At 63.6% G+C, this 22,926-nt stretch carries 20 protein-coding genes; 14 read left to right on the forward strand and 6 right to left on the reverse strand.

The window, feature by feature from the left end; genetic code table 11:
- Positions 1 to 54 precede the first annotated feature (54 nt).
- Positions 55 to 582 carry an IS630 family transposase gene (locus LGR44_RS17250; protein WP_404809946.1) on the forward strand — a complete coding sequence of 176 codons (528 nt, stop codon included), beginning with the start codon at positions 55 to 57 and terminating at the stop codon, positions 580 to 582.
- 226 nt (positions 583 to 808) lie between these two features.
- On the opposite strand, the gene LGR44_RS22110 is transcribed toward LGR44_RS17250, so the two are convergent.
- Positions 809 to 1,696, reverse strand: a complete 888-nt coding sequence (locus LGR44_RS22110; protein WP_449871036.1) for a LysR substrate-binding domain-containing protein — start codon at positions 1,694 to 1,696, stop codon at positions 809 to 811.
- A gap of 196 nt (positions 1,697 to 1,892) precedes the next feature.
- Between LGR44_RS22110 and LGR44_RS17260 the strand changes: the two genes are divergently transcribed.
- The 3 genes from LGR44_RS17260 (at position 1,893) to LGR44_RS17270 (ending at position 7,722) form a co-directional block, all read left to right on the forward strand.
- On the forward strand, positions 1,893 to 4,073 hold the full coding sequence (locus tag LGR44_RS17260) for a PAS domain-containing sensor histidine kinase (RefSeq protein ID WP_226741946.1): 2,181 nt from the start codon (positions 1,893 to 1,895) through the stop codon (positions 4,071 to 4,073).
- A gap of 8 nt (positions 4,074 to 4,081) precedes the next feature.
- Positions 4,082 to 4,447 (forward strand): response regulator, encoded by a 366-nt coding sequence (locus LGR44_RS17265; protein ID WP_226741947.1) that lies wholly within the window; start codon positions 4,082 to 4,084, stop codon positions 4,445 to 4,447.
- A 254-nt stretch (positions 4,448 to 4,701) separates the two neighbouring features.
- On the forward strand, positions 4,702 to 7,722 hold the full coding sequence (locus tag LGR44_RS17270; protein ID WP_226741948.1) for a PAS domain-containing protein: 3,021 nt from the start codon (positions 4,702 to 4,704) through the stop codon (positions 7,720 to 7,722).
- A 454-nt stretch (positions 7,723 to 8,176) separates the two neighbouring features.
- Here the strand turns inward: LGR44_RS17270 and LGR44_RS17275 are convergent, their stop codons facing one another.
- The 3 genes from LGR44_RS17275 to LGR44_RS17285 all read right to left on the reverse strand — a co-directional run bounded on the left by LGR44_RS17275 (position 8,177) and on the right by LGR44_RS17285 (position 11,472).
- Positions 8,177 to 10,063 carry a bifunctional sugar phosphate isomerase/epimerase/4-hydroxyphenylpyruvate dioxygenase family protein gene (locus tag LGR44_RS17275; protein WP_226741949.1) on the reverse strand — a complete coding sequence of 629 codons (1,887 nt, stop codon included), beginning with the start codon at positions 10,061 to 10,063 and terminating at the stop codon, positions 8,177 to 8,179.
- Between the two features lie 63 nt (positions 10,064 to 10,126).
- The gene (locus tag LGR44_RS17280) at positions 10,127 to 10,807 is read right to left on the reverse strand and encodes a GntR family transcriptional regulator (protein ID WP_226741950.1); all 681 of its coding nucleotides are present in this window, start codon (positions 10,805 to 10,807) and stop codon (positions 10,127 to 10,129) included.
- On the reverse strand, positions 10,804 to 11,472 hold the full coding sequence (locus LGR44_RS17285) for a GntR family transcriptional regulator (RefSeq protein WP_226741951.1): 669 nt from the start codon (positions 11,470 to 11,472) through the stop codon (positions 10,804 to 10,806). Before LGR44_RS17285 ends, LGR44_RS17280 begins: the two co-directional genes overlap by 4 nt.
- A 194-nt stretch (positions 11,473 to 11,666) precedes the next feature.
- Between LGR44_RS17285 and LGR44_RS17290 the strand changes: the two genes are divergently transcribed.
- The 8 genes from LGR44_RS17290 (at position 11,667) to LGR44_RS17325 (ending at position 19,502) form a co-directional block, all read left to right on the forward strand.
- The gene (locus LGR44_RS17290) at positions 11,667 to 12,659 is read left to right on the forward strand and encodes a sialic acid TRAP transporter substrate-binding protein SiaP (RefSeq protein ID WP_226741952.1); all 993 of its coding nucleotides are present in this window, start codon (positions 11,667 to 11,669) and stop codon (positions 12,657 to 12,659) included.
- 92 nt (positions 12,660 to 12,751) lie between these two features.
- Positions 12,752 to 13,270, forward strand: coding sequence for a TRAP transporter small permease (locus LGR44_RS17295; protein WP_226741953.1), 519 nt, complete (start codon positions 12,752 to 12,754; stop codon positions 13,268 to 13,270).
- The gene (locus LGR44_RS17300) at positions 13,267 to 14,568 is read left to right on the forward strand and encodes a TRAP transporter large permease (RefSeq protein ID WP_226741954.1); all 1,302 of its coding nucleotides are present in this window, start codon (positions 13,267 to 13,269) and stop codon (positions 14,566 to 14,568) included. Before LGR44_RS17295 ends, LGR44_RS17300 begins: the two co-directional genes overlap by 4 nt.
- 27 nt (positions 14,569 to 14,595) lie before the next feature.
- Positions 14,596 to 15,039 (forward strand): type II 3-dehydroquinate dehydratase, encoded by a 444-nt coding sequence (locus LGR44_RS17305; protein WP_226741955.1) that lies wholly within the window; start codon positions 14,596 to 14,598, stop codon positions 15,037 to 15,039.
- 7 nt (positions 15,040 to 15,046) lie between these two features.
- Entirely contained in the window at positions 15,047 to 15,949 is a 903-nt protein-coding gene (locus LGR44_RS17310; protein WP_226741956.1) for a shikimate dehydrogenase, read from the forward strand.
- Between the two features lie 297 nt (positions 15,950 to 16,246).
- Entirely contained in the window at positions 16,247 to 17,947 is a 1,701-nt protein-coding gene (locus LGR44_RS17315) for an FAD-dependent oxidoreductase (RefSeq protein ID WP_226741957.1), read from the forward strand.
- The gene (locus LGR44_RS17320) at positions 17,947 to 18,252 is read left to right on the forward strand and encodes a UBP-type zinc finger domain-containing protein (RefSeq protein ID WP_226741958.1); all 306 of its coding nucleotides are present in this window, start codon (positions 17,947 to 17,949) and stop codon (positions 18,250 to 18,252) included. The genes LGR44_RS17315 and LGR44_RS17320 overlap by 1 nt, the downstream gene beginning before the upstream one ends.
- Before the next feature lie 347 nt (positions 18,253 to 18,599).
- Positions 18,600 to 19,502 carry an AraC family transcriptional regulator gene (locus LGR44_RS17325; RefSeq protein WP_226741959.1) on the forward strand — a complete coding sequence of 301 codons (903 nt, stop codon included), beginning with the start codon at positions 18,600 to 18,602 and terminating at the stop codon, positions 19,500 to 19,502.
- 32 nt (positions 19,503 to 19,534) lie between these two features.
- Here the strand turns inward: LGR44_RS17325 and LGR44_RS17330 are convergent, their stop codons facing one another.
- Complete coding sequence (locus LGR44_RS17330) at positions 19,535 to 20,458, reverse strand: LysR family transcriptional regulator (RefSeq protein WP_226741960.1); 924 nt, start codon at positions 20,456 to 20,458, stop codon at positions 19,535 to 19,537.
- A gap of 115 nt (positions 20,459 to 20,573) precedes the next feature.
- On the opposite strand from LGR44_RS17330, the gene LGR44_RS17335 reads away from it, so the two are divergent.
- On the forward strand, positions 20,574 to 21,203 hold the full coding sequence (locus tag LGR44_RS17335; RefSeq protein WP_226741961.1) for an FMN-dependent NADH-azoreductase: 630 nt from the start codon (positions 20,574 to 20,576) through the stop codon (positions 21,201 to 21,203).
- Positions 21,204 to 21,415: 212 nt separating this feature from the next.
- Positions 21,416 to 21,655: a hypothetical protein gene (locus LGR44_RS17340; protein WP_226741962.1), complete on the forward strand. Its 240-nt coding sequence runs from the start codon at positions 21,416 to 21,418 to the stop codon at positions 21,653 to 21,655.
- A 202-nt stretch (positions 21,656 to 21,857) separates the two neighbouring features.
- Here the strand turns inward: LGR44_RS17340 and LGR44_RS17345 are convergent, their stop codons facing one another.
- A complete protein-coding gene (locus LGR44_RS17345; protein ID WP_319004866.1) occupies positions 21,858 to 22,901 on the reverse strand; it encodes an XdhC family protein in 1,044 nt (347 codons plus the stop codon).
- Between the last annotated feature and the right edge of the window lie 25 nt (positions 22,902 to 22,926).

The raw sequence follows: 22,926 nt of genomic DNA on the forward strand, positions 1-22,926 counted from the left end.
CCCGAGATTGCAGCCGAGCGTGAGGCTTACCGCCAGCAGATGAGTGAGCTTCCCGTGGACCGCCTGGTGTTCCTGGACGAGAGCGGGGTGACCACCAAGATGGCGCGCCCCCGTGCGCGAGCCCCACGCGGGCAGCGGGCATACGGGAGTATTCCGCTGGGCTCGTGGCAGCGGCTGACGGTCTTGGGGGCACTCGCCTGTGACGGTTTGGTCGCCACGATGAGCATCGAGGCGTCCACCTCCACGCCGGTGCTGCTGGCCTATCTCGAACAGGTGCTGGTGCCCAAGCTCCAGCAGGTGAAGCCGGATGCCATTCTGGTGATGGACAACCTGCGCCCGCATCACGCCACCGAAGTGCGGGACCTGCTCAATCAAGCTGGGATCGGAGTGCTGTACCTGCCGCGCTACTCGCCCGAGTTCAACCCGATCGAGCCGGCCTGGGGCAAGATGAAAGAGCGGCTCAAGGGGAAAGCGCCACGCACTCTTGAAGCCCTGGAAGCAGAACTCAAACCAGCCCTCGACACCATCACCGCACAGGATGCTCGAGGCTGGATCAGGCACGCTGGCTATGCCCTACACTGAGACCAAAAGCGCTTTAGGGCGGACGTCCGGTCTACTTCCGAGTTGTGCCAGGAGGCGACATTCCGGCTGCAAGTGTGGAATTCAGATATAGTTCTGTGGACGTCGCCTGAGTTCGCGTTTCTCACCCTAACGAGAGGAGGATTAGTGGAGAGCCGGTTCGCCGTGAACAATTCATCCTATGACGGCGGCGACGGAAAGACCTCGGAGAGAAAGGAAAGGAATGCTTTCACGTTCGGACTGCCGCGCCGGCTCTCGGGCCATAGGGCTGTGATGCTCGAGCGCTCCACGGCGAACTCTGCACGGATTGGCCCCATTTTGCCGCGGACGACATAGGGTGCGGCGATGTACGTGGCCGAGATGCCGATCCCGCCCCGACCGCGAGCTCCGCCAGGACCCCGTCGCTGTTGTCGACCGTGATCCCCGCCTTCATGATCTCGATCATGCGTGCGCTGATCCGGAAGGACCAGCGAAGCAGGCAGCCTGAGTTCTGAAGGTGAACGTTCACGCAGTCATGCCTCACGAGTTCATCGGGATGCTGAGGCATTCCCCGGCGGGCCGGGTAGGCAGGCGATGCCAAGGTGCAGGCACGGTTCGGGGCCAGCCGGCGCGACATGAGGTGGAAGGCGGCGAGTTCCCCGACGCTGATGGTCACGTCGATGGTGGCGACGATCCGGTCGCCCAGGCGCAGGTCGACGGAGAGCTGGAGGTAGCACTCCCGGAACCGCGGCAGGGCAGGCCCGAGCACATGTACACCGATCGGCAGCGGCGCCGTGACACTGAGTGTGCCGAACCGCTCGGCGTGGGCGGCCAGCGCCGCCTGCTCGGTCTCCTCGGCGTCACGCAGCAGCCGCAGGATGCGCTCGTGAAAGTCACGGCCCTCGGGGTCAGCGTCAGCGAGCGCGTGGTCGGGGTAAGCAACAGCAGTCCGAACTGCTGCTCCAGGCCCTGCACGCTCTTGCTGACCGCCGATGGCGAGACAGAGAGTTCCCGCGCCGCCGCCGTGTCGCCGCCGTGTCGCTGCCGTGTCGCTGCCGTGTCGCTGCCGTGTCGCTGCCGTGTCGCTGCCGAGCGAAGTGACTCGTGCGAACGCGATCAAGCCCGTCAGCCGTTTCAAGGAAGAAAAGAGTCTTGACCCGCTGTCGAATTCACCCGACAACGCCCTACCTGTAGGTTTTGGCCACCGGCCCTAGGATGATTGTTCCGACGGCACCTCAACCAGACGGGGACCTCGCGCTGCCGGTGCATTGCCATGGTCAGCGCTTGGGCTTCCCCATGTTCGAGGTGATTGGCTCAATGGAAGGTCGACCCTGATGACCGTTGTCGCCCTGCCTTCCGGCAGTTCATCACTCCCATCCGGATTTCACGAGCTGGCCACCGTCAGCCAAGCAGTCCTGGATGCCATTCCCGTCGCCGTGTATGTCTGCTCGGCCGATGGAGCTATTGTGCGCTACAACCGGCATGCCCTCGAACTCTGGGGACGCACACCTTGCCCGGGTGAGACTGACGAGCGGTATTGTGGGGCCCATCGCCTTTACCACCTGGATGGACGCCCACTCCCGCATGCCGAAACGCCCATGGCCGACGTCCTGCGCACTGGCCAGCCTGCGCATGGGCTTGAGGTCATGGTCGAGCGGCCAGATGGCAGCCGTCGCATCCTCCTGGTCCAAATCGAGCCGCTGCTCGATGAGCACGGTGCCGTCCTCGGTGCCATCAACTGCTTCCAGGACATCTCCGAGCGCAAGGCCATGGAAGACGAACTCCGCCGGAGCCGGCAGGATCTGGAGGATTTCTTCGAGAACGGTGCCGTAGGTCTCCATCTGGTGGCTGCGGATGGGACGATCCTGAAGGCCAACCGGGCAGAGCTTGACCTCATCGGCTACACGGCGGACGAGTACGTCGGGCGAAAAATCACAGATTTTCACGCCGATGCTCCCGTGATCGAGGATATTCTTGCGCGCCTCTCCCAGGGCGAGAAGCTGGACAAATACCCCGCCCGCCTGAAGGCCAGGGACGGCTCCATCCGGCATGTCCTGATCACGTCCAACGTTCACTTCTGCGATGGTGAGTTCCGCAACACCCGCTGCTTCACCGTTGACGTGACCGACCAGCACCGTGCCGATGAGGCCTTGCGCGAGAGCCAGCAGCGGTTGGCCGTGACCTACGACCAAGCTCCCATCGGGATTGCTGAGGTGGATGCCACGGGACAGTTCGCTCGGGTCAATGCGGCGCTCTCGGCCATTATCGGCTACTCTCCTGAGGAGCTGCTAGGGCGATCCTTCGTCGAGCTGACCCACCCTGAGGACCGGGATGAGGATGTGCAGCAATATGCGCGGCAGGTGCGAGGCGAGATCACCCATTACTCGGTCCAGAAGCGCTTTCTGCGCCGGGACGGCAGCATCGTCTTCGTGAGCGTCCTCAGCTCGTCTGTGCTCGACCAGCAGGGCCGGTTCCGCTACGGCGTGCGCGTGGTCGAGGACATAACGGCCCGGCTCGAGGCGGAGGAGCGGCTGCGCGAGAGTGAGCGCCACGTCCGGGATCTTCTGGAGGCGCTGCCGACCGCGATCTACACGACCGATGCCAATGGCCGGATCACCTACTTTAACGAGGCCGCAGTCGCCTTTGCCGGCAGGCGGCCGGAGCTGGGCAAGGACACCTGGTGCGTGACGCTGCGGCTGTTCATGCCGGATGGGACCCCGCTGCCCCACGAGGAGTGCCCGATGGCCGTTTCCTTGAAGGAAGGTCGTCCGTTGCGAGGCGTGGAGGCGATGGCGGAGCGGCCGGATGGAACCCGCGTACCGTTCCTGGCCTTCCCCACGCCATTCCTGGACGCCTCAGGTCAGGTCATTGGCGCGGTCAACATGCTGGTAGACATTGCCGACCGCAAGCAGGCCGAGGAGCGCCAGAGGGTGCTGATCGACGAGCTGAATCATCGGGTAAAGAACACGCTCGCGACCGTGCAGTCGATTGCCACCCAGACCATTCGGACCGCACCCGATCTCCGGACCTTCTGCGAGAACTTCGAGCCCCGCCTCCTCGCCCTGAGCCGGGCTCACGAGTTGCTGACACGCCGGGGTTGGACGGGCGTCGGTCTGTGTGACATGATCGAACAGGAGCTGGAGCCCTATGGCGACGGTTCGGCTACGCGCGTGCACATCGATGGGCCGGATCTCCTCTTGGAGCCGCGGGTGGGCCTCGCCCTCAGTCTGGTCCTGCACGAGCTCACCACCAACGCCGCCAAGTACGGCGCACTGTCGACCGAGCAGGGTCTCGTCACGGTGCGGTGGAGCGCTTCAGGATCCGGCGCTTCCGCCAACCTTCGCATTGACTGGATCGAAAGCAGCGGACCTACAGTGACACCGCCGGCCACGCGCAGCTTCGGCACCCGCCTGATCGAGCGCACCATGACCAAGGATCTTCAAGGCAGAACCGCGCTCGATTTTGATCCCGCGGGCCTGCGTTGCACCCTTGAGCTTCCGCTCCAACAGCTCTGAGGCTCTCAATGTCCGAGCTGAGTGGATTGCGCCTCCTCGTGGTGGAAGACGAGAGCCACGTTGCCATGCTGGTGGAAGACATGCTCGCCGACATGGGCTGCGACGTGGTGGCCAGTGCGGCCAGAGTCTCAGAAGCCTTGAAGTTGATCGAGGCGACGGACATCGACGCCGCTGTGCTCGATGTAAATGTGGCCGGCGAGAAGGTCTTCCCTGTTGCGGAGAAGCTCCGGGATCGAAAGATCCCTTTCGTGTTTGCAACAGGGTATGGGGCTGAAGGGGTAAGGGAGGACTTTCGCACCTATCCGGTGGTCCCCAAGCCCTTCCCACAGTCGCAGCTCCAGAAGGCGCTGATCAAGGCAATCGAGCGCTGGTAATGGGCTCCAAAAGGCTCCCGCGGGCGACTTCCCGTCCTTTGCATCACACTGGCGTTCCTGAAAGGGCTGTGCCAGATCACGCGTCAAAGGGAGTGGGGTTGTCCTGGCCCAGTCACGTTCTAAGTACCCGGGCGCTTTGCCATCGACACAAGAGGGGCGTCCAATTTGGCTGATAACTGTGGGGCACGATACGTGGAGGCTCTGAGCATCCTCGCCGCTCGGGGCGACGACACGGCCTAAAGGAATACTGCGTAATGCACGGCAGGCCCGATCCCACGGCTCCCCTGGACTTCCTCTCCGGCGGTGGGTGCCTGGGAGCGTTGATCCGCGCCCATGACTGGGCGGCAACCCCGCTTGGCCCGCCACATACCTGGTCACAGGTGCTCAAGACGCTGGTCAGCGTCATGCTCGGCTCCTCCCAGCCGATGTTCATCGCCTGGGGGCCAGAGCGCATCCTGCTCTACAATGACGCCTATTCCGAGATCCTGGCCCAAAAACATCCAGCGGCGCTGGGTCAGCCCTTCCTGGACGTCTGGGACGAGATCCGCGACGACCTCATCCCCATCGTCGAGCAGGCCTATGCCGGCGAGCCGGTCCACATGGATGACATCACCCTGTTCATGATGCGACGCGGCTTCCGCGAGGAAACCCACTTTGCCTTCTCCTATACGCCGATCCGGGACGAGACCGGCGCGGTGGCTGGCTTCCTCTGCCCCTGCATCGAGACCACCGCCCAAGTGATGGCCGAACGTCGCCAGGCAGCCGAGAAGGAGCGTCAGCAGCGCCTGTTCGAGCAGGCACCGGGCTTCATTACCGTCCTGACCGGACCTAACCACGTATTTGAGTTCGTCAACCAGGCCTATGTGCGGCTGTTTGGGGATCGTGACTATGTTGGGAGAACCGTCCGCGACGTATTCCCGGAGCTGGAGGGCCAGGGCTTCTTTGAGTGGCTCGATCAGGTCTACGAGACCGGGCAACGGTTTGTGGCCAACCATCTCCCGGTCCGCCTGCAAGCCTCGCCTGGCGCACCTGCGAAGCATCTCGTTCTCGACTTCATCTACGAGCCGGTAATCGATGAGGCTGGCATCATCGGCATCTTCTGCGAAGGCCATGACGTCACCGAGACCCACATCGCCCAACAGGCCCTCGCCCGGGAGAAGGAGCGCCTGGAGATCCTGAACCGGATCGGCTCGCAGCTTGCCTCGGAACTCGACCTCGACACCCTGGTCCAGGCCGCCACTGATGCCGGTGTGGCCCTGACAGGGGCACAGTTTGGCGCGTTCTTCTACAATGTCGTGAACCAGCAGGGCGAGAGCTACATGCTCTACTCCCTCTCAGGAGTTGCGCGGGAGGCCTTCTCCCGGTTCCCGATGCCTAGCAACACCGCTGTGTTCCACCCGACCTTCGCCGGGGAAGGCGTGGTGCGCTCGGATGACATCCTAAAAGACCCGCGCTACGGCAAGAACGATCCGTACTACGGCATGCCCAAGGGCCACCTCCCCGTCCGCAGCTATCTCGCCGTACCGGTCATCTCCCGGTCCGGAGAGGTTCTGGGCGGGCTCTTCTTCGGCCATGAGAGGCCAAGCGTGTTCACTCAGGAGCACGAGAACCTGCTGACCGGGATTGCCGGCCAGGCGGCGATCGCTATCGACAATGCCCGTCTGTTCCGGGCGTCGCAGCACGAGATCGGCGAACGCAGGCGCGCCGAGGAGGCGCTGCGGGACCTCAACCACACGCTGGAGACGCGCGTGGCCGAGCGCACCGCCGAGCGCGACCGGGTCTGGAAGAACTCGCGCGACCTGCTCGTGGTCGTTGACGCGGACGGGATCTTTCGGGCCGTAAACCCGGCTTGGACCGAGATCCTCGGGCATGCGCCGGACGAGGTGGTCGGGCACTCGTTCCTCGACTTCATCTGGCCCGAGGATGCCGCCCTCACCCAGAGCGGCCTTGACGACGCGGTGTCCAGCCGTGACCTGACGAACTTCGAGAACCGCTACACGCACAAGGACGGCACGCCGCGCTGGATCTCCTGGCATACCTCGGCAGAAGGAGATCTCGTCTACGCCTATGGCCGCGACGTCACGGCTGCAAAGGAACAGGAAGAGGCTCTGCGGCAGACCGAGGAGGCGCTGCGGCAGGCGCAGAAGATGGAGGCCGTCGGGCAACTCACGGGCGGCATCGCGCACGACTTCAACAACCTGCTCACCGGCATCGTCGGCTCGCTCGACCTGATGCAGACCCGCATTGCCCAGGGCCGCACGGAGGCGGTGGAGCGCTATGCCAAGGCGGCCATGAGTTCGGCCCAGCGCGCCGCTGGCCTGACCCACCGTCTTCTCGCCTTCGCGCGTCGCCAGCCGCTGGCGCCCAGGACCGTGGACACGAACAAGCTTGTGGTCTCGATGGAGGACCTGCTCCGGCGTACCCTTGGCGAGGCGGTCCAGATGGAGTTTGTCACGGCCGGCGGGCTCTGGCTGACGCGCTGTGATCCGCACCAACTCGAGAGTGCAATCCTGAACCTGGCCATCAACGCCCGTGACGCCATGCCCGATGGCGGCAGGCTCACGATCGAGACGTGCAACACCCATCTTGACCACGCCTACACGGCGCTGCACCCGGGGGTGCGCCCGGGCCAGTATGTCTGCGTCGCGGTCACCGACACGGGCACCGGCATGCCGCCGGAAGTGATCGAGCGCGCCTTTGATCCGTTCTTCACGACCAAACCGCTGGGCCAGGGAACCGGCCTTGGCCTGTCGATGATCTACGGCTTCGCACAGCAGTCGGAGGGCCATGCCCGGATCTATTCCGAGGTCGGCCAGGGTACTACGGTCAAGATCTACCTGCCGCGCTTCAACGGGGCGGTGGAGGAGGAAGCGGAGACAGCCGGATTGGCGGATGCACCCCGGTCAGAAACGGGTGAAACGGTGCTCGTGGTCGAGGACGAGCCGGTGGTGCGCGACCTGATCGTCGATGTGCTCAAGGATCTTGGATACCGGGCACTGGAGGCGGTCGACGGCCCTTCCGGCCTCAGGATGCTGCAATCCTCACGACGGATCGATCTTCTCGTGACGGACGTCGGCCTGCCGGGGATGAACGGACGTCAACTCGCGGATCAGGCCCGCGAGCATCGCCCTGACCTCAAGGTGCTGTTCATCACCGGCTATGCGGAGAACGCGGCCGTGGCGAGCGGCTTCCTTGAGCAGGGCATGGAAATGATCACGAAGCCGTTTGCGGTGGAAGCGCTCGCAATCCGCATTCGTGAGATGATCGAGCGGTAAGGGAAACTGTCCATCCTGATGTGCCACTGCCGGACAAGGCTCGCGAAGCCGCCGGCGCAGGGCAGCCAAACGGATGCCTTTAGGCCTGAGTGCCCCTTTCGGTGTCGCTTGCATCCAACTCCGAATGTAAGATCTGTCTTGATAGTGGGAAGGTCTCCAACGGGTCAGAAATTCACCTTCCGGCCTCTTAACAAACGTCAGCACTTGAGTGGCAAAGCGGACCAAACGTGCACGTCTCAGGAGTGCCAAGTTCAGACCTTTTGAGAATTCACGAGGTCTGAAGCAATGCAGCTATCCTTCCCCGCCTCGGGAACCGGACAAGGCCATACGCCGATCGGTATGCCAGGCAGCGTCCGGCGAGGGCTCACACTATGCAGCAGGTGCGAGGGATCATGCAAACAAACGGGCCGAGTTGCGCAGTGCATGCAGTTCTGTTCGAGGGCGGCACCTGATCTCAAATACCAGAAGGCAATGCCGCAGATGCGAGGCGTGTCTGCGATGCCAGTCGGATTGGCGCATTCACTGCGCCATAGCCCTGATAGTTGCGTCGTTCCACAATCTCGAAGAAGAACCCGCCCTCTATCATCCTGGTATAGACCTGGAGATACTCGGCGGATCCCTCGCGGTCATATAGGATGCTGCCCGCTCTAAGGCGCTCCACGTCATCGGCGGAAAGGTCCGTCCGCACCTCGAGGTCGTCGTAGTAGTTCTCGGGGATCGGGAGGAGTTCGATCCCGTTCGCCTTCAGGTGCTCGACGGTTGTGAAGATGTTGCTGGTCGCGAGCGCAATGTGCTGGACCCCGGATCCAAAAAGGTCGTTCAGGAAGCGGGATGACAGCGTTTGTCGGCTCTGCGATGCATTCAGGATGAGACGCAGCGAGCCGTCGCGGGTTTCGATGGCTTGGCTCTGAACCACACCGCCAGGATCGATCACCGTCTGAACAGGCGTCTTCTGCACTTCGAGAAGCGACGTGTAGAACAGAAGCCAGGTCAGCATCTCCTCGTAGTGCATCGATTGGGAGACGTGGTCGACCGTGGTGAGCCCGGCACCCGCAAAGTCACCGTCCTTGAGGGGTTCGAAATCGACATCCCAGAGTCGGTCGAGTCCGGTCTTATGGTCGACGAAGTACAGCAAGCTGCCTCCAAGCCCACGGACCGCCGGGATGTTCATCTCGCCAGGCCCGACCGGCTGCTGGAAAGGCTGGTCGAGCAGCATCACGGCTCGCTCCAACATCCCGGGCGCATCATTGACCCGCAACGCCAGTGCGCACACGGATGTGCCATGCGTGATGTTGAAGGAATGGGCGAAGCCCTCTTTGTCCGCGTTCACGACGATGTTGATATCGCCCTGGCGCCAGCGGGTCACGGCCTTGGAGCGGTGGATCCCGGCTTTGCGGAAGCCGAGCCCGATCAAGCTCTTCTCGAGCCCGACGGCGCTGCGCTCATCGACCGCGAACTCGATGAATTCGACACCAGAGCAGTCAGCTTTGGGCGGGAGGCCCTGGAGTTCCGGGAAGACCGCCCCTGTTCTCTGGCGGAGTTCGTCGAGCATGACGATCAGGGAGCGCTGGCCGTCGATGGCGACGCTGCGCGTCGAACCCGCGCGGAAGCGGTCGTTGAAGATCTCCAGGGACAGGAGCCCGTCGAACCCGGTCGCGTGAAGCGCGAGCATGAACTCGTCGATGGGCAACTCGCCCTGTCCGGGGAAGCAGCGGTAATGCCGGCTCCAGGACAGATAGTCCATGTCGAGCTTGGGCGCGTCCGCCATCTGAACCAGGAAGATCCTCTCCGGCGGGATGGAGCGGATGGCCGACAGGTCCGTCCTCCGGGCCAGGATGTGGAAGGAGTCTAGCACGAGCCCGACTGCCGGATGATTGGCCCGCCGCACGACCTCCCAGGCATCGCGGTAGTCGTGAATGTGCCGGCCCCAGGATAGGGCCTCGAATCCGACACGCATGCCGCGTTTTGCGGCGCGTTCGCCGAGTTCATGGAAATCGGCGGCCGCCCGGTCGATCCCTCCGAGGGCATCCGGCGAGACGTTGCTGCACACCATCAGAAGATCGCAGCCGAGTTCCTCCATGACGTCGAACTTGCGCTCCGCCCGGGCGAACACCTTCGACCGCTGCGGCTCGGGCATACCCTCGAAATCCCGGAACGGCTGAAAGGTAATCGTGGAAAGCCCTAGCCCCTCAATCATCCGTCGTGCATCTTTGGGGCTGCCATTGAAGGAGAGAAGGTCGTTCTCGAAGATCTCGACCCCTTTGAACCCGGCCGCCGCTATGGCTTCGATTTTCTCGGTCAGGGTGCCGCTGAGGCAAACAGTGGCGATGGCAGTGCGCATGCTCGTTAATCCATTTCCTCTCTGGAGTGCGGGAGCTTGTTGCCGTTTCGGGCCGCTCCCTCTTCAGCCGATGGTTCCGGTGGCGAGCGCATGCTCGACCCCGCCGGAGACGTGGCGCCTTAGTACCTCGCACGCTTCTTCGGCATCCCTTCGCAGAGCAGATTCCAGCAGTTCGGCATGCTCGCGCGCTGCGATCTCGCCCCGGTAGCTCAGAGCGATCATCTGGTAGCGAAGATACTTGTCGAAGACCGCCGCATGCGTGTCGATCAGCATCTTCGACCCGCAGGCCGAGATGAGTGCCTGGTGGAACTGCCAGTCATATTGCTTCCATTCCTCGGTGCTGGTCCGGTCTCCCCTCGCCATGCGCTCCTCCATCCGGGCAAGCCGGTGGTGGGCGGCGACGACGCGGCCCTCCCATTCCACGTCGCCGGCCCGGAACGATTGCTCAAGCGCACGGCATTCGAGGAGTTGCCGAAGGGCCGCGATCTCCCTCAGATTGGCAATCGAAACGGGAGCAACCTCAAAGCCCTTCTGGCCTTCGGCGATAACGAGCCGCTCAGAGGAGAGGCGGTTCAGGATTTCGCGAAGCGTGCTGACACTTGCGCCGTAGTTCGCCTTGAGTTGGTCGAGCTTCAACTTCTTGCCGGGCGGGAGGCGACCGAACACGATGTCGGTCCGGATCCTTTGGTAGGCGCTTTCTCCTACGGCCAGAATCTGGAGACTGGCTTGCACATCGTCGGTCATCGCAAAACGCCACTTTCCAGCGTGCTGGCCACGCATCCGTTCACATGCCGGGTCAGCACCTCGCAGGCTCTGTCGGCGTCGCGTGCGAGGGCGCAATCGAGCAGGATCTTGTGCTCCTCGGCTGCAATCTCTCCCCGGAAGACGATCGCCACCATCTGGTACCGGAGGTACTGGTCGAAGACCCCGCCATAGAGGTCGAGGAGGGTCTGGGAGTCGCAGGCCTCAATCAGCACCTGATGGAACTCGCGGTCATACCGCTTCCAGAGCTCGGTGCCGTCGCGGTCTCCCGCCATCATCCGGCGCTCCAGGACGGCCAGCTTGTAATGCGCGGCAACGACACGGCTCTCCCATTCCAGGTCACCTGCCGCGAAGGACAGCGGCATCGCATAGGTCTCCAGGAGCAGCCGCATCGCGGCGACATCCTCAAAGCCAGCCGGAGAAACCGGAGAGACCCGGAAGCCCCTCTGCCCTTCGGCAAGAACCAACCCCTCGGAGGACAGGCGGCTGAGGATCTCCCTCAGGGTGCTGACGCTGGCTCCATAGGCCGTCGCAAGCCGATCCAGCCGGAGCCTCGCGCCAGGGGCGAGCCGGCCAAATACGATGTCGGTGCGGATCCGGTCGTAGGCTCGATCCGCGATGGATGTGGCGAGCAACTCTACACTCATGAGGCCGGCATTCCGATCCTGGGCACTGTCTGTCCTCTCCACGCGCCAAGAGCCAGCGCTGCACCAGCTCTCATATGATTAAACGCAAAATATCATATGTTCCACCGAATGCCTATTGATTTTGGAAAACTCCGAGAGGATAGTACCTGCCAAGACGCAGGCTACTGCGCGGTAGGAACTTAGGAGAGGAACACATGGCACTCAGCATTAATCGACGTCTTCTCATCGCCGCGAGCGCGGCCCTTCTGACGTGGGGAGTGGGCGGACCCGCGACCGCACAGACATCGAAGCCACTGCGCTTCTCGGCCGTCTTCTCGGAGCAGGACATCCGGGCGGAAATGATGAAGCGTCTGGGAGAGGACCTGAAGGCACAGGGCTTTGCCCTCCAGCCCTACTATGGTGGCACTCTGTTCAAGCAAGGTACCGAGCTGGTGGCCATGCAGCGCGGCAACCTCGAGATGGGCAACATCGCGCCGCAGGATATCTCCAACCAGATCCCGGCCTGGTCCATCGTGACCTCGGCCTATCTGTTCCGTGATGCCGACCACCTGAAAAAGGTATTCAAGAGCGAGGTCGGCGAGGACCTGAAGAAGATGGCTTCCGATAAACTCGGGATCCACATCCTGGGCCCGACCTATTTCGGCGCGAGGCAGGTGGGCCTGAAGCCTGAGAAGAAGATTAGCACCCCAGCGGACATGGCGGGGATCAAGCTGCGCATGCCTGGCGGTGACGCCTGGCAGTTTCTCGGGACGGCACTCGGGGCAAACCCGACGCCCATGGCCTATGCCGAGGTCTATACGGGCCTCCAGACCGGCGCCATCGACGGGCAGGACAACCCGCTGCCCAATGTGCAGAATATGAAGTTCTACGAGGTGATGTCGCAGATCGCGCTGACGTCCCACCTCGTCGGATTCGACCTCCTGGCCGTGTCCAATAAAGTCTGGGATGCGATGACGCCGGAGCAGCAGGCAGCCTTCCAGACCGCGGCCGACAAGGCTATCGAGTGGAGCACCCAGGAGCACCTGAAGAAGGAGGCGGAACTCGTCAGCTTCTTCAAGGGAAAAGGCCTGAACGTCTATACTCCCGATCTTAAGGCCTTCCGCGACTTCGCGCAGAAGAAGTACCTGGCCTCCGACCTCGCCAAGAGCTGGCCTCCGGGCATGCTGGACAAGATCAACGCGATGTGACGCCTGCCGTCGGCTGCCGCCGGGACGTGATCCCGGCGGTTCTCCTTTGCGTGATCCTTCCATGATCCCTGGCCTGACAGGAGGTTCTTCGCATGATGGCGTTTGCACGATCCACAGGACGCTGGCTGTCGCGGCGCGCCGAGAATGTGGCGGCCGCCATGCTTGCCGCCATGTTCGCGGCCTTCCTTCTCCAGATCGCATTCCGGTATCTGCTCAATCTACCCATCGGGTGGACCCATGAGTTGAGCGCTATTCTGTGGATCTGGCTTGTTCTGTGGGGCGCTTCGTTCGTGGTTAGTGAGCGTGAGGAGATCCGGTTCGACATCATCTATGGCGCTGTGGGACCTGGTGCACGCCGGATCATGTGCATCATCACCGCCGCCGCGCTCATCGCTCTCTACCTCGTGTCACTTCCGGCCGTCGTCGACTATGTCATCTTCATGAAGGTGCAGAGCTCGTCCTACCTGAACATCAGGTTCGATCTTCTGTTCTCGATCTACATCGTGTTCGCGGTCGCCGTCATCGTTCGCTACATCTGGATCGCCTGGCAGGCCCTGCGCGGGGCGGCGCCAGACGAGATCGACCCCACTCAGGCGAGTTCCGGCGTATGACCTTCGCAAGCCCCTTCTCGCTCGCCCTCGTCGCGATCACCGCCCTCGCCTTTCTCGGCCTGCCCATCGGCCATTCGATGATCGCCGGATCAATCCTGTATCTGCTGCTCGCCGGGCAGGATATGGGAACGGCGGCCGAACAGCTCCTCAATGGGATGTACTCCAACTACATCATCCTCTCGGTACCGCTGTTCATCCTGGCCGCGGAATTCATGAACATCGGCAGCATGACTGACCGGCTCATGACCTTCTGCAATGCCCTGGTCGGTCGGTTCCGGGGTGGGCTGGCCCATGTCAACATTCTCCAGAGCATCATCTTCGCCGGCATGTCCGGCTCGGCCATCGCGGACGCGGCAGGAACCGGACGCATGATGCAGGTGATGATGACCCGGGACGGCCGCTACACGCCAAGCTATGCGGCAGCCACCACGGCGGTTTCGTCGGTGATCGGCCCGATCATCCCGCCGTCGATCCCAATGGTGCTCTATGCCCTGGTGTCGGACGCTTCCATCGGCTTCCTCTTTCTGGGTGGCGTCATCCCGGGGTTGCTCATGGCGCTCAGTCAGATGGCGATCGTTGCTGTCACGGCCCGCCGCCGGAACTTCCCGGTCGAGAAGCCTGTGCCGCTCAGAAAGCTGCCGAGGATCACCTGGGACGCCTTCCCGTCCCTCATGATGCCCGTCGTCCTGCTCGGCGGCATCTACAGCGGCGTGATGACGCCGACAGAGGCGGCAGCCGTTGCAGCAGCCTATGCGCTCCTCATCTCTGTGGGCCTTTACCGAAGCGTCGGCTGGCGCAACTTCTACAACTCGCTCGCGATCAGCGCTCGTACGAGCATATCGATCGGCATGCTGATCGCCGGCTCTTTGGTGTTCAACTATGTTGTCACCGTAGAGAACATTCCGGATACGGTGCGGGCACTTCTCGCAGGGTGGGAACTGTCACCTGTCGGCTTCCTGATCCTCGTCAATGTTCTTCTGCTCGTGCTGGGCTGCGTCCTCGAAGGGACTGCCATCCTGCTGATCGTCGTTCCGGTCTTCATCCCGACAGCCCAGGCCCTGGGGATTGATCTGGTGCATTTCGGGGTCGTGGCCGTGGTCAACATCATGATCGGGCTGATCACGCCGCCCTACGGCCTGCTCCTGTTCATCATGGCGAACATCTCCGGGGCGCCCCTGCGCCATATCGTGCGGGACATCATGCCGTTTCTCCTGGCGATGATCGTAGCCCTCGCAATCCTCACCTTCGTGCCCGAAACCGTCCTCTGGCTGCCGCGCCTCTTCGGCTACCAGGGATAGCCGGCTGCATTCACGGAAAGCGTATCGATGGCCAAACCGATCTACATCCTCAACGGCCCCAACCTGAATCGCCTTGGGACGCGCGAACCGGAGATCTATGGCCACACGACCTTGGCCGAGGTAGAGGCGATGTGCCGGGAAGCGGCCTCGGACCGCCCGATTGTGTTCCGGCAATCCAACCGGGAATTCGAGCTCATTGACTGGGTGCATGAAGCCATCGACGAGGGCAGCGGAATCATCATCAATCCGGCTGCGTTAACATTCACATCCATGGCGCTGATGGACGCCCTGAAGATGTTCCCAGGCCCCATCTTCGAGCTGCACATCACGAATATTCATCGGCGCGAGCCGATCTACCATAAGTCCTATGTCTCTCCGATTGCGACCGCAGTGATCGCCGGCCTCGGAGTCAGAGGTTATCCGGCGGCAGTCCAGGCCATGAACGAACTCGTCATGACGGCCGAAGGCTGAGGCAGAGATGAGCGAGTTGCTGCCGTCAGGATCCAGCCTCGAGGTGGGTGAAGTTGCGGAGTCGTGGAAGCGCCCGTCTGTTCTCGCTGGCCTAGTGGGAGCCGGAATCCAGGCATCGCGCACGCCCGCGCTCCATGAGCGGGAGGGCGCCGAGCAGGGACTTCGCTACGTCTATAAGCTGATCGATCTTGAGGCGCTCAGCCTTGATGCAGGTATTCTCCCGGAGATCCTGACCGCCGCCCAGCGCTTCGGCTTTGCCGGCCTGAATATCACCTATCCCTGCAAGCAGACCGTGATCCCGCTTCTCGACGGTCTGTCGCCGGACGCGGAAGCGCTCGGGGCCGTCAATGCCGTTGTCCTGAAGGATGGCCGTCGCATCGGGCATAACACCGACTGGTGGGGCTTTGCAGAGAGCTTCCGCCGCGAACTGCCGGATGTGCGCCGGGACCGGGTCGTTCAGTTCGGTGCTGGCGGTGCCGGAGCCGCGGTCGCCCATGCCCTGCTGACCCTCGGGGGCGGACAGGTCTTCATCATTGATACCTACGAGGAGCGGGCCGAAGGTCTTGCAGCCGCCCTGCGCAAGCGCTTCGGTCACGACCGTGCCGTCGCCAATCCCACACCAGCGGAGGCGGTGGCCGGAGCTGACGGGGTGGTCAACACCACCCCGGTAGGGATGGCCAAGTATCCTGGTATGGCCGTTCCTGCCGATCTGCTCCGCCCGGAACTGTGGGTGGCCGACATTGTCTATTTTCCCCTTGAGACCGAGCTGCTGCGCGCGGCCAGAGCGCACGGGTGCCGCACAATGGCAGGTGGTGGCATGGCCGTGTTCCAGGCCGTCGGCGCCTTTCGTCTCTTTACGGGGAAAGAGCCGGACGCCGCGCGCATGCTTCGTCACTTCCAGGAAATGTAGAGATTTCCCGGAAGGTCGCCTTCGGGTCAAAATTTCATATGCTGGCTGCTCAACAAACGTCAGCTCTTGAGCGCTGAAGCGGACCAAACACCTACGTCTCAGGCGTGCCAAAAGCCGCCGTTCGCGTCGCCCGACGCCTTGCGGAGAGGCGGCGGCCACAATTTTGCACCCCCGGGATAGCGGCCAGCTCGCTTTTACTCGGCAAGGGAGGTCTACCGCCCTTCGCTACAGGTTACCTCCTGGGTTCTGTTCAAGCCGGGCCTTACGGGATAGGCTGCGTTGCATGGTTTGAGCGGAATGGTGGAAGCCATGTCACTGTCTGCCACGTACACTGCCCGTCGCGACCAGATGTTTCCCACCCTTTCCCCGGACGAGATAGCCCGGATAAGACGCTTCGGAGAGGCGGCGGCATTTGAGGCAGGCGCACGCATCGTCAGGGCCGGCGACATCGCACCGGGACTTATCGTGATCGTGTCCGGCAAGATCGAGATCAGCCAGGATGATGGCAGTGATCGGCACGAGACCATCGTTGTGCATGGCCCCGGCAGCTTCGCGGGCGAACTGGCGCAGCTCTCCGAACGCCCGTCTCTCGTGTCGGCCGAAGCCATCGAGCCCGTCGACGCGTTTGTCATCCCCTCGCGACGGCTGCGTGACCTGATGGTTCAGGAGGCCACCCTTGGCGAGCGCGTCATGCGCGCCCTCATCCTGCGCCGCGTCGGCCTCCTGGAAAGTGCTGGCAGCGGACCCATCATCATCGGGCGCCAGAACGACGGCAACGTGGTGCGCCTTCAAGGCTTCCTGACCCGCTGCGGCCACCCACATCGTGTCCTGGACGCCGACGCAGATCCCTGCGCCCGATGTCTCGTCGAGCGCTTCCATGTGGACCCCCATCACCTGCCGATCGTGCTGTGCCCGGACGGACGGCTCCTGCTCAATCCCGGGGAGCGGGAGCTTGCCCGCTGCATCGGCCTCGTGAAGGCGATTGACGAGACAAAGCTCTATGACGTCGCCATCATCGGCGCCGGTCCGGCCGGTCTGGCGGCAGCCGTGTATGCAGCCTCCGAGGGTCTTTCCGTGATCGTGCTCGACTGCCGCGCTTTTGGCGGGCAGGCGGGCGCCTCAGCCCGCATCGAGAACTATCTCGGGTTCCCGACTGGGATCTCTGGTTTGGCCCTGATGGCGCGTGCGTATACCCAGGCGCAGAAGTTCGGCGTGGAGATGGTGATCCCCAACGAGGCCGAGCACCTGAGTCTCGCGGCTACTGATGACGGCCAGCAATTCAGGCTCAGGACAGAAGCCGATGAGACCGTGCACGCGCAAGCCGTGATCATAGCCAGCGGCGCCCGCTACCGTCGCCTTGATGTGGCCAACCTGACGCAGTTCGAGGGGGCAAGCGTTCATTACTGGGCCTCCCCGATCGAGGCGCGGCTCTGCGCTGGCCAAGAGGTTGCCTTGGTAGGAGCCGGCAATTCGGCGGGGCAAGCGGCCGTCTACCTAGCCAGCCAAGTGAAGACGGTGTGGCTTCTCGTGCGTGGCGTCGGCTTGGAGGCCAGCATGTCGCGTTACTTGATCGAGCGCATCGAGGCGCAGCCGAACATCAAGGTGTTGCCCGAGACGACGGTCACGGGGCTGGACGGACAGGGAGAGGCCCTCGAATCCATCCGGTGGCGCAACCGCCAGGGAGAGGAAGGGATGTGCCCCATCCGCCACCTGTTCCTGTTCATTGGTGCCGATCCCAATACCGACTGGCTTGCAGGAAGCGACATCGCTCTGGATGAAAAGGGCTTCATCCGCACCGGAGCCGCGGCAGGCCACGAGCGCCATCCCCTGGAGACGAGCCGGAGCGGCGTCTTCGCCATCGGCGATGTGCGCTCGGGCTCGGTCAAGCGGGTTTCGGCCGCGGTCGGAGAAGGTGCGCAGGTCGTGGCGGCATTGCACGCCTGCCTTGCAGGGCGACGTCGGCAACCGCGTGTGCCCCAATCGATGAGGATGACCTGATGAGGGGGCAATGCAGGCATGCCGCGACTATCCGGGACGTCACGCTAAGCGCTCCTGGGTGCGAGGAATGCCTGAAGACGGGCTCGCCCTGGGTGCATCTGCGTCTGTGCCGGACCTGCGGCCATGTCGGCTGCTACGACGACTCGCTGAACCGTCACGCAACGAGGCATTTCGCGGCGACCGAGCATCCCACCATCGAGGGCTATGATCCGCCCGAGGGCTTGGGCTGGTGCTACATCGACGAGATCGAGATCGACTTGCCGGATCCGACGCCACAACGGGGGCCGATCCCGCGTTTCGTTTGAGCCCCTCGACGTAGGTTTCCCTCTCGCCAACTTTATTTGCCTCGCACACCGCGATGAACACGGGAGGCCCCAACTCGCCGGCCTTGCTCTCGACGCCCGGCACAATGGTACGCGCTTGGTGTGTGGTGAGTTACATCATGCAATCTCCGGCGCGGGGCGCAGGTCTAATAGCAGACGCACTACGCTGTCACGGCAAAGGAGACAGATACTGGGAGATGGTGAGCAGCTTTGTCGGCACTAGGCTTTCCCGGAAGCCTTGGGAGTGCTGCATTTGTATGAAAGTGCCATAATCTTGCTGTGAAGCCACGTTTTCTTTCCGTATCCGAATCGGTCCCGAGGAGCGGGGCGTGACTGACGTATCCGGACGGCGCCTGGGAAAGTTCGCGGGGCTCGATCAGCCACCTACCCTCAATACTCGCGCCTTGCCTCTGGCCGACCTCACAGCCATGCGGGTCCTCTGGCGCGATACCGGATCTGGCAATCCAACTCGGCTCGATCGAAACAACGGATATCTGGTGTGTTTGCAGCGGCGCGATCTGTCGGCCGGCCCGTATTGGGTGGATGGCCGGCCCATGCAACGGCTACCGATCAACAGCGGGCAGTTCATGCTGCTCGATCTCAACGAAGAACACTCGTCCCTGCAATATGGGACCGTCGATTGCATTTCCATATACTCCTCGCGGGATGCCCTGGATCGGTTTGGGGAGGAGCATGGGCTCCCTCCCATCGGACAGCTTAGGTCCCCGCGCGGCATCGCATTCGAGGACGAAATCGTCCGCAATCTGGGAGAGTGCCTGCTGCCGGCCTTCGAGTGGCCCGAGACCGCGAACCAGCTCTTCGTCGATCATGTCGCGCTAGCACTGCTCGCACATCTCACCGCGTTCTACTGCGAGCAGCCTCCCGTCCTGCGGCCATTCAGGGGAGGCTTGTCTCCCTGGCAGGAGCGCCGGGCCAAGGACATCCTGCTGACCCACATCGATGGGAAGGTTGGCCTCGCCGAACTCGCTCGAGAGTGCGGCCTTTCCCGCAGCCACTTCGCACGGGCGTTTCGGGCGGCGACGGGGCTGCCGCCGCACAAATGGCTCCTGGCGCGGCGCATCGAACTTGCGCAGGAACTGCTCCGAAACCCGAAGCTGTCCCTCAACGAGATCGCAATCCGCTGCGGCTTCACCGACCAGAGCCACTTCACCCGCGTGTTTTCGAAGACCATGCACGCATCGCCCGGCGACTGGCGACGCCTTCGATTGTAGTGCGGATATGAGGGATCTGTCCCGTCGGAGAACTACCGCCCGGTGGATCCGGTCAGGCACCGATCCCAGTCTGGCGTGCCCCCGAAACGGTCGACAAGGGAATCGATCAGGGCCCGGACCTTGCCCGGGACATGGGAACCCGGCGGCCGCACGACGTGGATACCGTACTCGGGCCTCGGATGATCCGGCAGGAGGGGTTCGAGGGCGCCGCTCGCAATGGCGTCAGAGACCAGGAACGATGGAAGGTCGGCGATCCCGAGCCCTGCAATTGCCCACTGGAGAATGGCTTCGCCGCTGTCCGACCTGAGGCGGCCCTCGGGCCGGATCGCTATCCGACGCTGGTTTGACTGAAACTGCCACTCCGGAACGAGGGTGCCCGTGTAGATCAGGCATTCATGCTTGGTGAGATCCTGCGGCGCGCGTAGTCGCCCGTGACGGGACAGATAGTCGGGACTTGCGACCAGCACTGCATGGACAGGCGCGATCCGGCGAACGACGAGGCTGGAGTCACTGAGGGAGCCGATCCGGATCGCGGCGTCGAACCGCTCCCCGAGCAGGTCCACAACCCGGTCGGTATACGAAACGTCCAGCTCGAGCGCGGGATGGAGCCGCGCCAGATCCCCCAGGACCGGTGCCAAGTGCCGCACGCCGAAAGCCAATGGGGCGGAGAGGCGAAGGCGCCCGCGCACCGATCGCCCCTGCTGCGCGACGGCGTCGCGCGCTTCCTCGATCTCGCTCAGGATCCGGTCGCATCGCGCCTTGAACTCGGCACCGGCTTCCGTCGGGCTGATGCCGCGCGTGGTTCGGGTGAGGAGGCGCGTGCCGAGTTCGGCCTCCAGGCGCGTGATCCGCCGGCTGATGATCGACTTGGAGACCCCCAGGCGGGCCGCGGCGCGGTTGAGGCCGCCACTGTCGACGACCTCCACAAAGCTCCTCAGGTCTTCCAGCTCGGTCACGGCGGCGTTCCTTTCCAGGCAACAGCATGGTGCGGGATGTGCGTCTTATGCAGCATGTCATGAACCATTAGATCGAGCGCACCGCAATGACCGAAATCCTTGGAGGAATTGTCATATGTCCACAGCTCTCGTCATCACCAGCAGCGCGCTCGGAGAGGTCTCCGTCTCCAGCCAACTCGTCGAGGAAACCGTCGCCCGCCTGCGCTCGCACGATCCCGCCCTTCACGTCATCGCCCGGGATCTCGGACGCGATCCCATTCCGCACCTGACCACCGACTCGGCGACGGCGCTGCGCGGCGGGGAACCCGTCAACGAAGCCCAGGTAGCCGCCCGTACCCTGTCGGACGGGCTGATCGCCGAGCTCAAGGCCGCCGATACGCTCATCATCGGAGCGCCCATGTACAACTTCGGCATTCCGTCGACGTTGAAGGCCTGGTTCGACCACGTGCTGCGGGCTGGCATCACGTTCAGCTACAGCGAGAGCGGCCCCGAGGGCCTTCTCAAGGGCAAGCACGCCCTTGTCGTCGAGAGCCGCGGCGGGCTCTACAGCGAGGGACCCGCGCGGGTGATGGACTCGCAGGAGCCCCATCTTCGCAATCTTCTCGCGTTCATGGGCATCACCGACGTGACCTTCCTGCGGGCAGAGAAGCTGGCCTTCGGACCGGAAGCCCGCGAGCAGGCCATCGAGGGCGTGCGCCGGCAGATCAGCGACACCATCGGCGAGGCCTGCCGCAAGGCGGCCTAACCGGCATGGGGCAAATTTGCCCATCGTCACCGGCGCTCCGCAGCTTTCCATGTGGGATCGCGCCATGACCTGGATCGAGCATGCACCATGGAACAAATAACCTCGGCCGTAGGGGCAGAACACGAGACCGGCCCTCGGTGGCATGCACAGCAGCACGGCCTTGCCCGAAGCCCTCATCCGCGCGAGGCCGTGCTGCCCGTCCGAGGTGCCGAGTGCATCCCGGGCAGGATGAGGCAGACAGTGCGTATAAGTCGGGCATCAGCGGCTCTGGCGCCAGCGGAGAGGTCGCCCCCGGCACCGGGCCCGTATGCATCCTGATCGTCGATACCGACGCGAGGCTCGCGAACAGCCTCGTCCATGCTCACCGCAGGGACGGATACGACGTGGTGACCGCCTCCTCCGGCGAACAGGCGTTTCGCCCTCTGCGCGACCGGCGGCGCCTGATCGGCTAGCTCTACACCCGGGCGGCCCAGCCTGGCCTGAGCGACGGCTGGTTCCCGGCCGAGCAGCATCTCGACAACCCTCCTGACAGGCCTGCGATCCTCGGCGCGCGAAAGGCCACGCTCTCAGCGCGAGGCGACATCCGGAGACGGGTTATGAAACCCCTAGGCGCCTGCCGTGACGAGGGGACAGGCTGCTCGCTCGGGGCATCCGCTACGTCACGACCGTTGCCTGCCGATAGCCATCAACCACCTGCGCCAGTGCCGAGAGCGCCATCGTGACGGGATCGCGCGCCGACGGTATCAGGCCGAGCGGCGCAACGATGCGTGCGAGCGCCTCTTCCGGCAGCCCGCGTTCGCGCAGTATCGCCACCCGATTGGCGTGCGTCCGTCGGCTTCCCATCGCACCGATGAAGAACCAGGGCTGAGTCAGCGCCTCCTCCAGAAGTGACATCTCCCGGGCATGGTCGTGGAACAGGAACACGACGGCGCTCCACGGATCGGCGCGCAGATCTGGCGGAGGCCGCGAGTGCGTGAGGAGGTTCGCGCGGGCGCCCATCGTCGTGGCCAGCGCCAGCAGCCGCTCGTCAGGTGATAGGACAGTTGGAGCGATGCCGCAGGTCAGGGCAAGCCGGACCAGCGCGAGGCTCTCCGCTCCGTGCCCGACGATGACAAGCCTCAACGGCGGCGCGTACCAGGAAATGAACGTCTCTCCCTGCCAGCCCGGCGTCTGCCAGCCGGGTACCTGCCGGGCCAAGCCAGGGAGGATGCATAAGCCGCCTGCCCTGACCTGCGCGAGGACCAGCGGCTGCCGCCCCTCGAGACAGGCAACGGCCTCCCGGATCTCGCCCGGATCGGGATTGGGTTGGAACAGAAGATCCACGCCGCCGCCGCACGGGAGCCTGATGTCGATGTAAGGTGAGCCGGCACCGTAGCGCACCTGCCGGGGCTGCCCCTCCCGGATCGCCTCCCGTGCCTCGGCAACGACGGCTGCCTCGATACAGCCGCCTGAGAGCGAGCCGGCGACACCGCCGTCCGCCGCCACGCCCATCAGCGTCCCGATCGGCCGGGATGACGAGCCGATGAGGCCGGTGATTGTCACCAGGGCAACCTGCCCCCCCCGCTGCCTCGCTTCCATGACGAACCGCAGGACATCGAGTGGGGTCTCGGCGTCGGCAGCCGCCCGCGGTCCGGGGATCCCGACGGGCTGGTCATCGACCCGAATGGCAGGAGCGCATTGCAGCATCTTTTGTCCCATTCCTTGAGCAGGCCGCCTGTACCCT

It is taken from the genome of Microvirga lenta (assembly GCF_020532555.1).
In the GTDB taxonomy this organism is placed as follows: domain Bacteria; phylum Pseudomonadota; class Alphaproteobacteria; order Rhizobiales; family Beijerinckiaceae; genus Microvirga; species Microvirga lenta.

Bases quoted from the DNA above. Each gene is read 5' to 3' on its own strand.
- LGR44_RS17260 (WP_226741946.1), top strand. From the start codon at position 1,893: ATGACCGTTGTCGCCCTGCCTTCCGGCAGTTCATCACTCCCATCCGGA.
- LGR44_RS17265 (WP_226741947.1), top strand. From the start codon at position 4,082: ATGTCCGAGCTGAGTGGATTGCGCCTCCTCGTGGTGGAAGACGAGAGC.
- LGR44_RS17270 (WP_226741948.1), top strand. From the start codon at position 4,702: ATGCACGGCAGGCCCGATCCCACGGCTCCCCTGGACTTCCTCTCCGGC.
- LGR44_RS17275 (WP_226741949.1), bottom strand. From the start codon at position 10,063: ATGCGCACTGCCATCGCCACTGTTTGCCTCAGCGGCACCCTGACCGAG.
- LGR44_RS17280 (WP_226741950.1), bottom strand. From the start codon at position 10,807: ATGACCGACGATGTGCAAGCCAGTCTCCAGATTCTGGCCGTAGGAGAA.
- LGR44_RS17285 (WP_226741951.1), bottom strand. From the start codon at position 11,472: ATGAGTGTAGAGTTGCTCGCCACATCCATCGCGGATCGAGCCTACGAC.
- LGR44_RS17290 (WP_226741952.1), top strand. From the start codon at position 11,667: ATGGCACTCAGCATTAATCGACGTCTTCTCATCGCCGCGAGCGCGGCC.
- LGR44_RS17295 (WP_226741953.1), top strand. From the start codon at position 12,752: ATGATGGCGTTTGCACGATCCACAGGACGCTGGCTGTCGCGGCGCGCC.
- LGR44_RS17300 (WP_226741954.1), top strand. From the start codon at position 13,267: ATGACCTTCGCAAGCCCCTTCTCGCTCGCCCTCGTCGCGATCACCGCC.
- LGR44_RS17305 (WP_226741955.1), top strand. From the start codon at position 14,596: ATGGCCAAACCGATCTACATCCTCAACGGCCCCAACCTGAATCGCCTT.
- LGR44_RS17310 (WP_226741956.1), top strand. From the start codon at position 15,047: ATGAGCGAGTTGCTGCCGTCAGGATCCAGCCTCGAGGTGGGTGAAGTT.
- LGR44_RS17315 (WP_226741957.1), top strand. From the start codon at position 16,247: ATGGTGGAAGCCATGTCACTGTCTGCCACGTACACTGCCCGTCGCGAC.
- LGR44_RS17320 (WP_226741958.1), top strand. From the start codon at position 17,947: ATGAGGGGGCAATGCAGGCATGCCGCGACTATCCGGGACGTCACGCTA.
- LGR44_RS17335 (WP_226741961.1), top strand. From the start codon at position 20,574: ATGTCCACAGCTCTCGTCATCACCAGCAGCGCGCTCGGAGAGGTCTCC.
- LGR44_RS17345 (WP_319004866.1), bottom strand. From the start codon at position 22,901: ATGGGACAAAAGATGCTGCAATGCGCTCCTGCCATTCGGGTCGATGAC.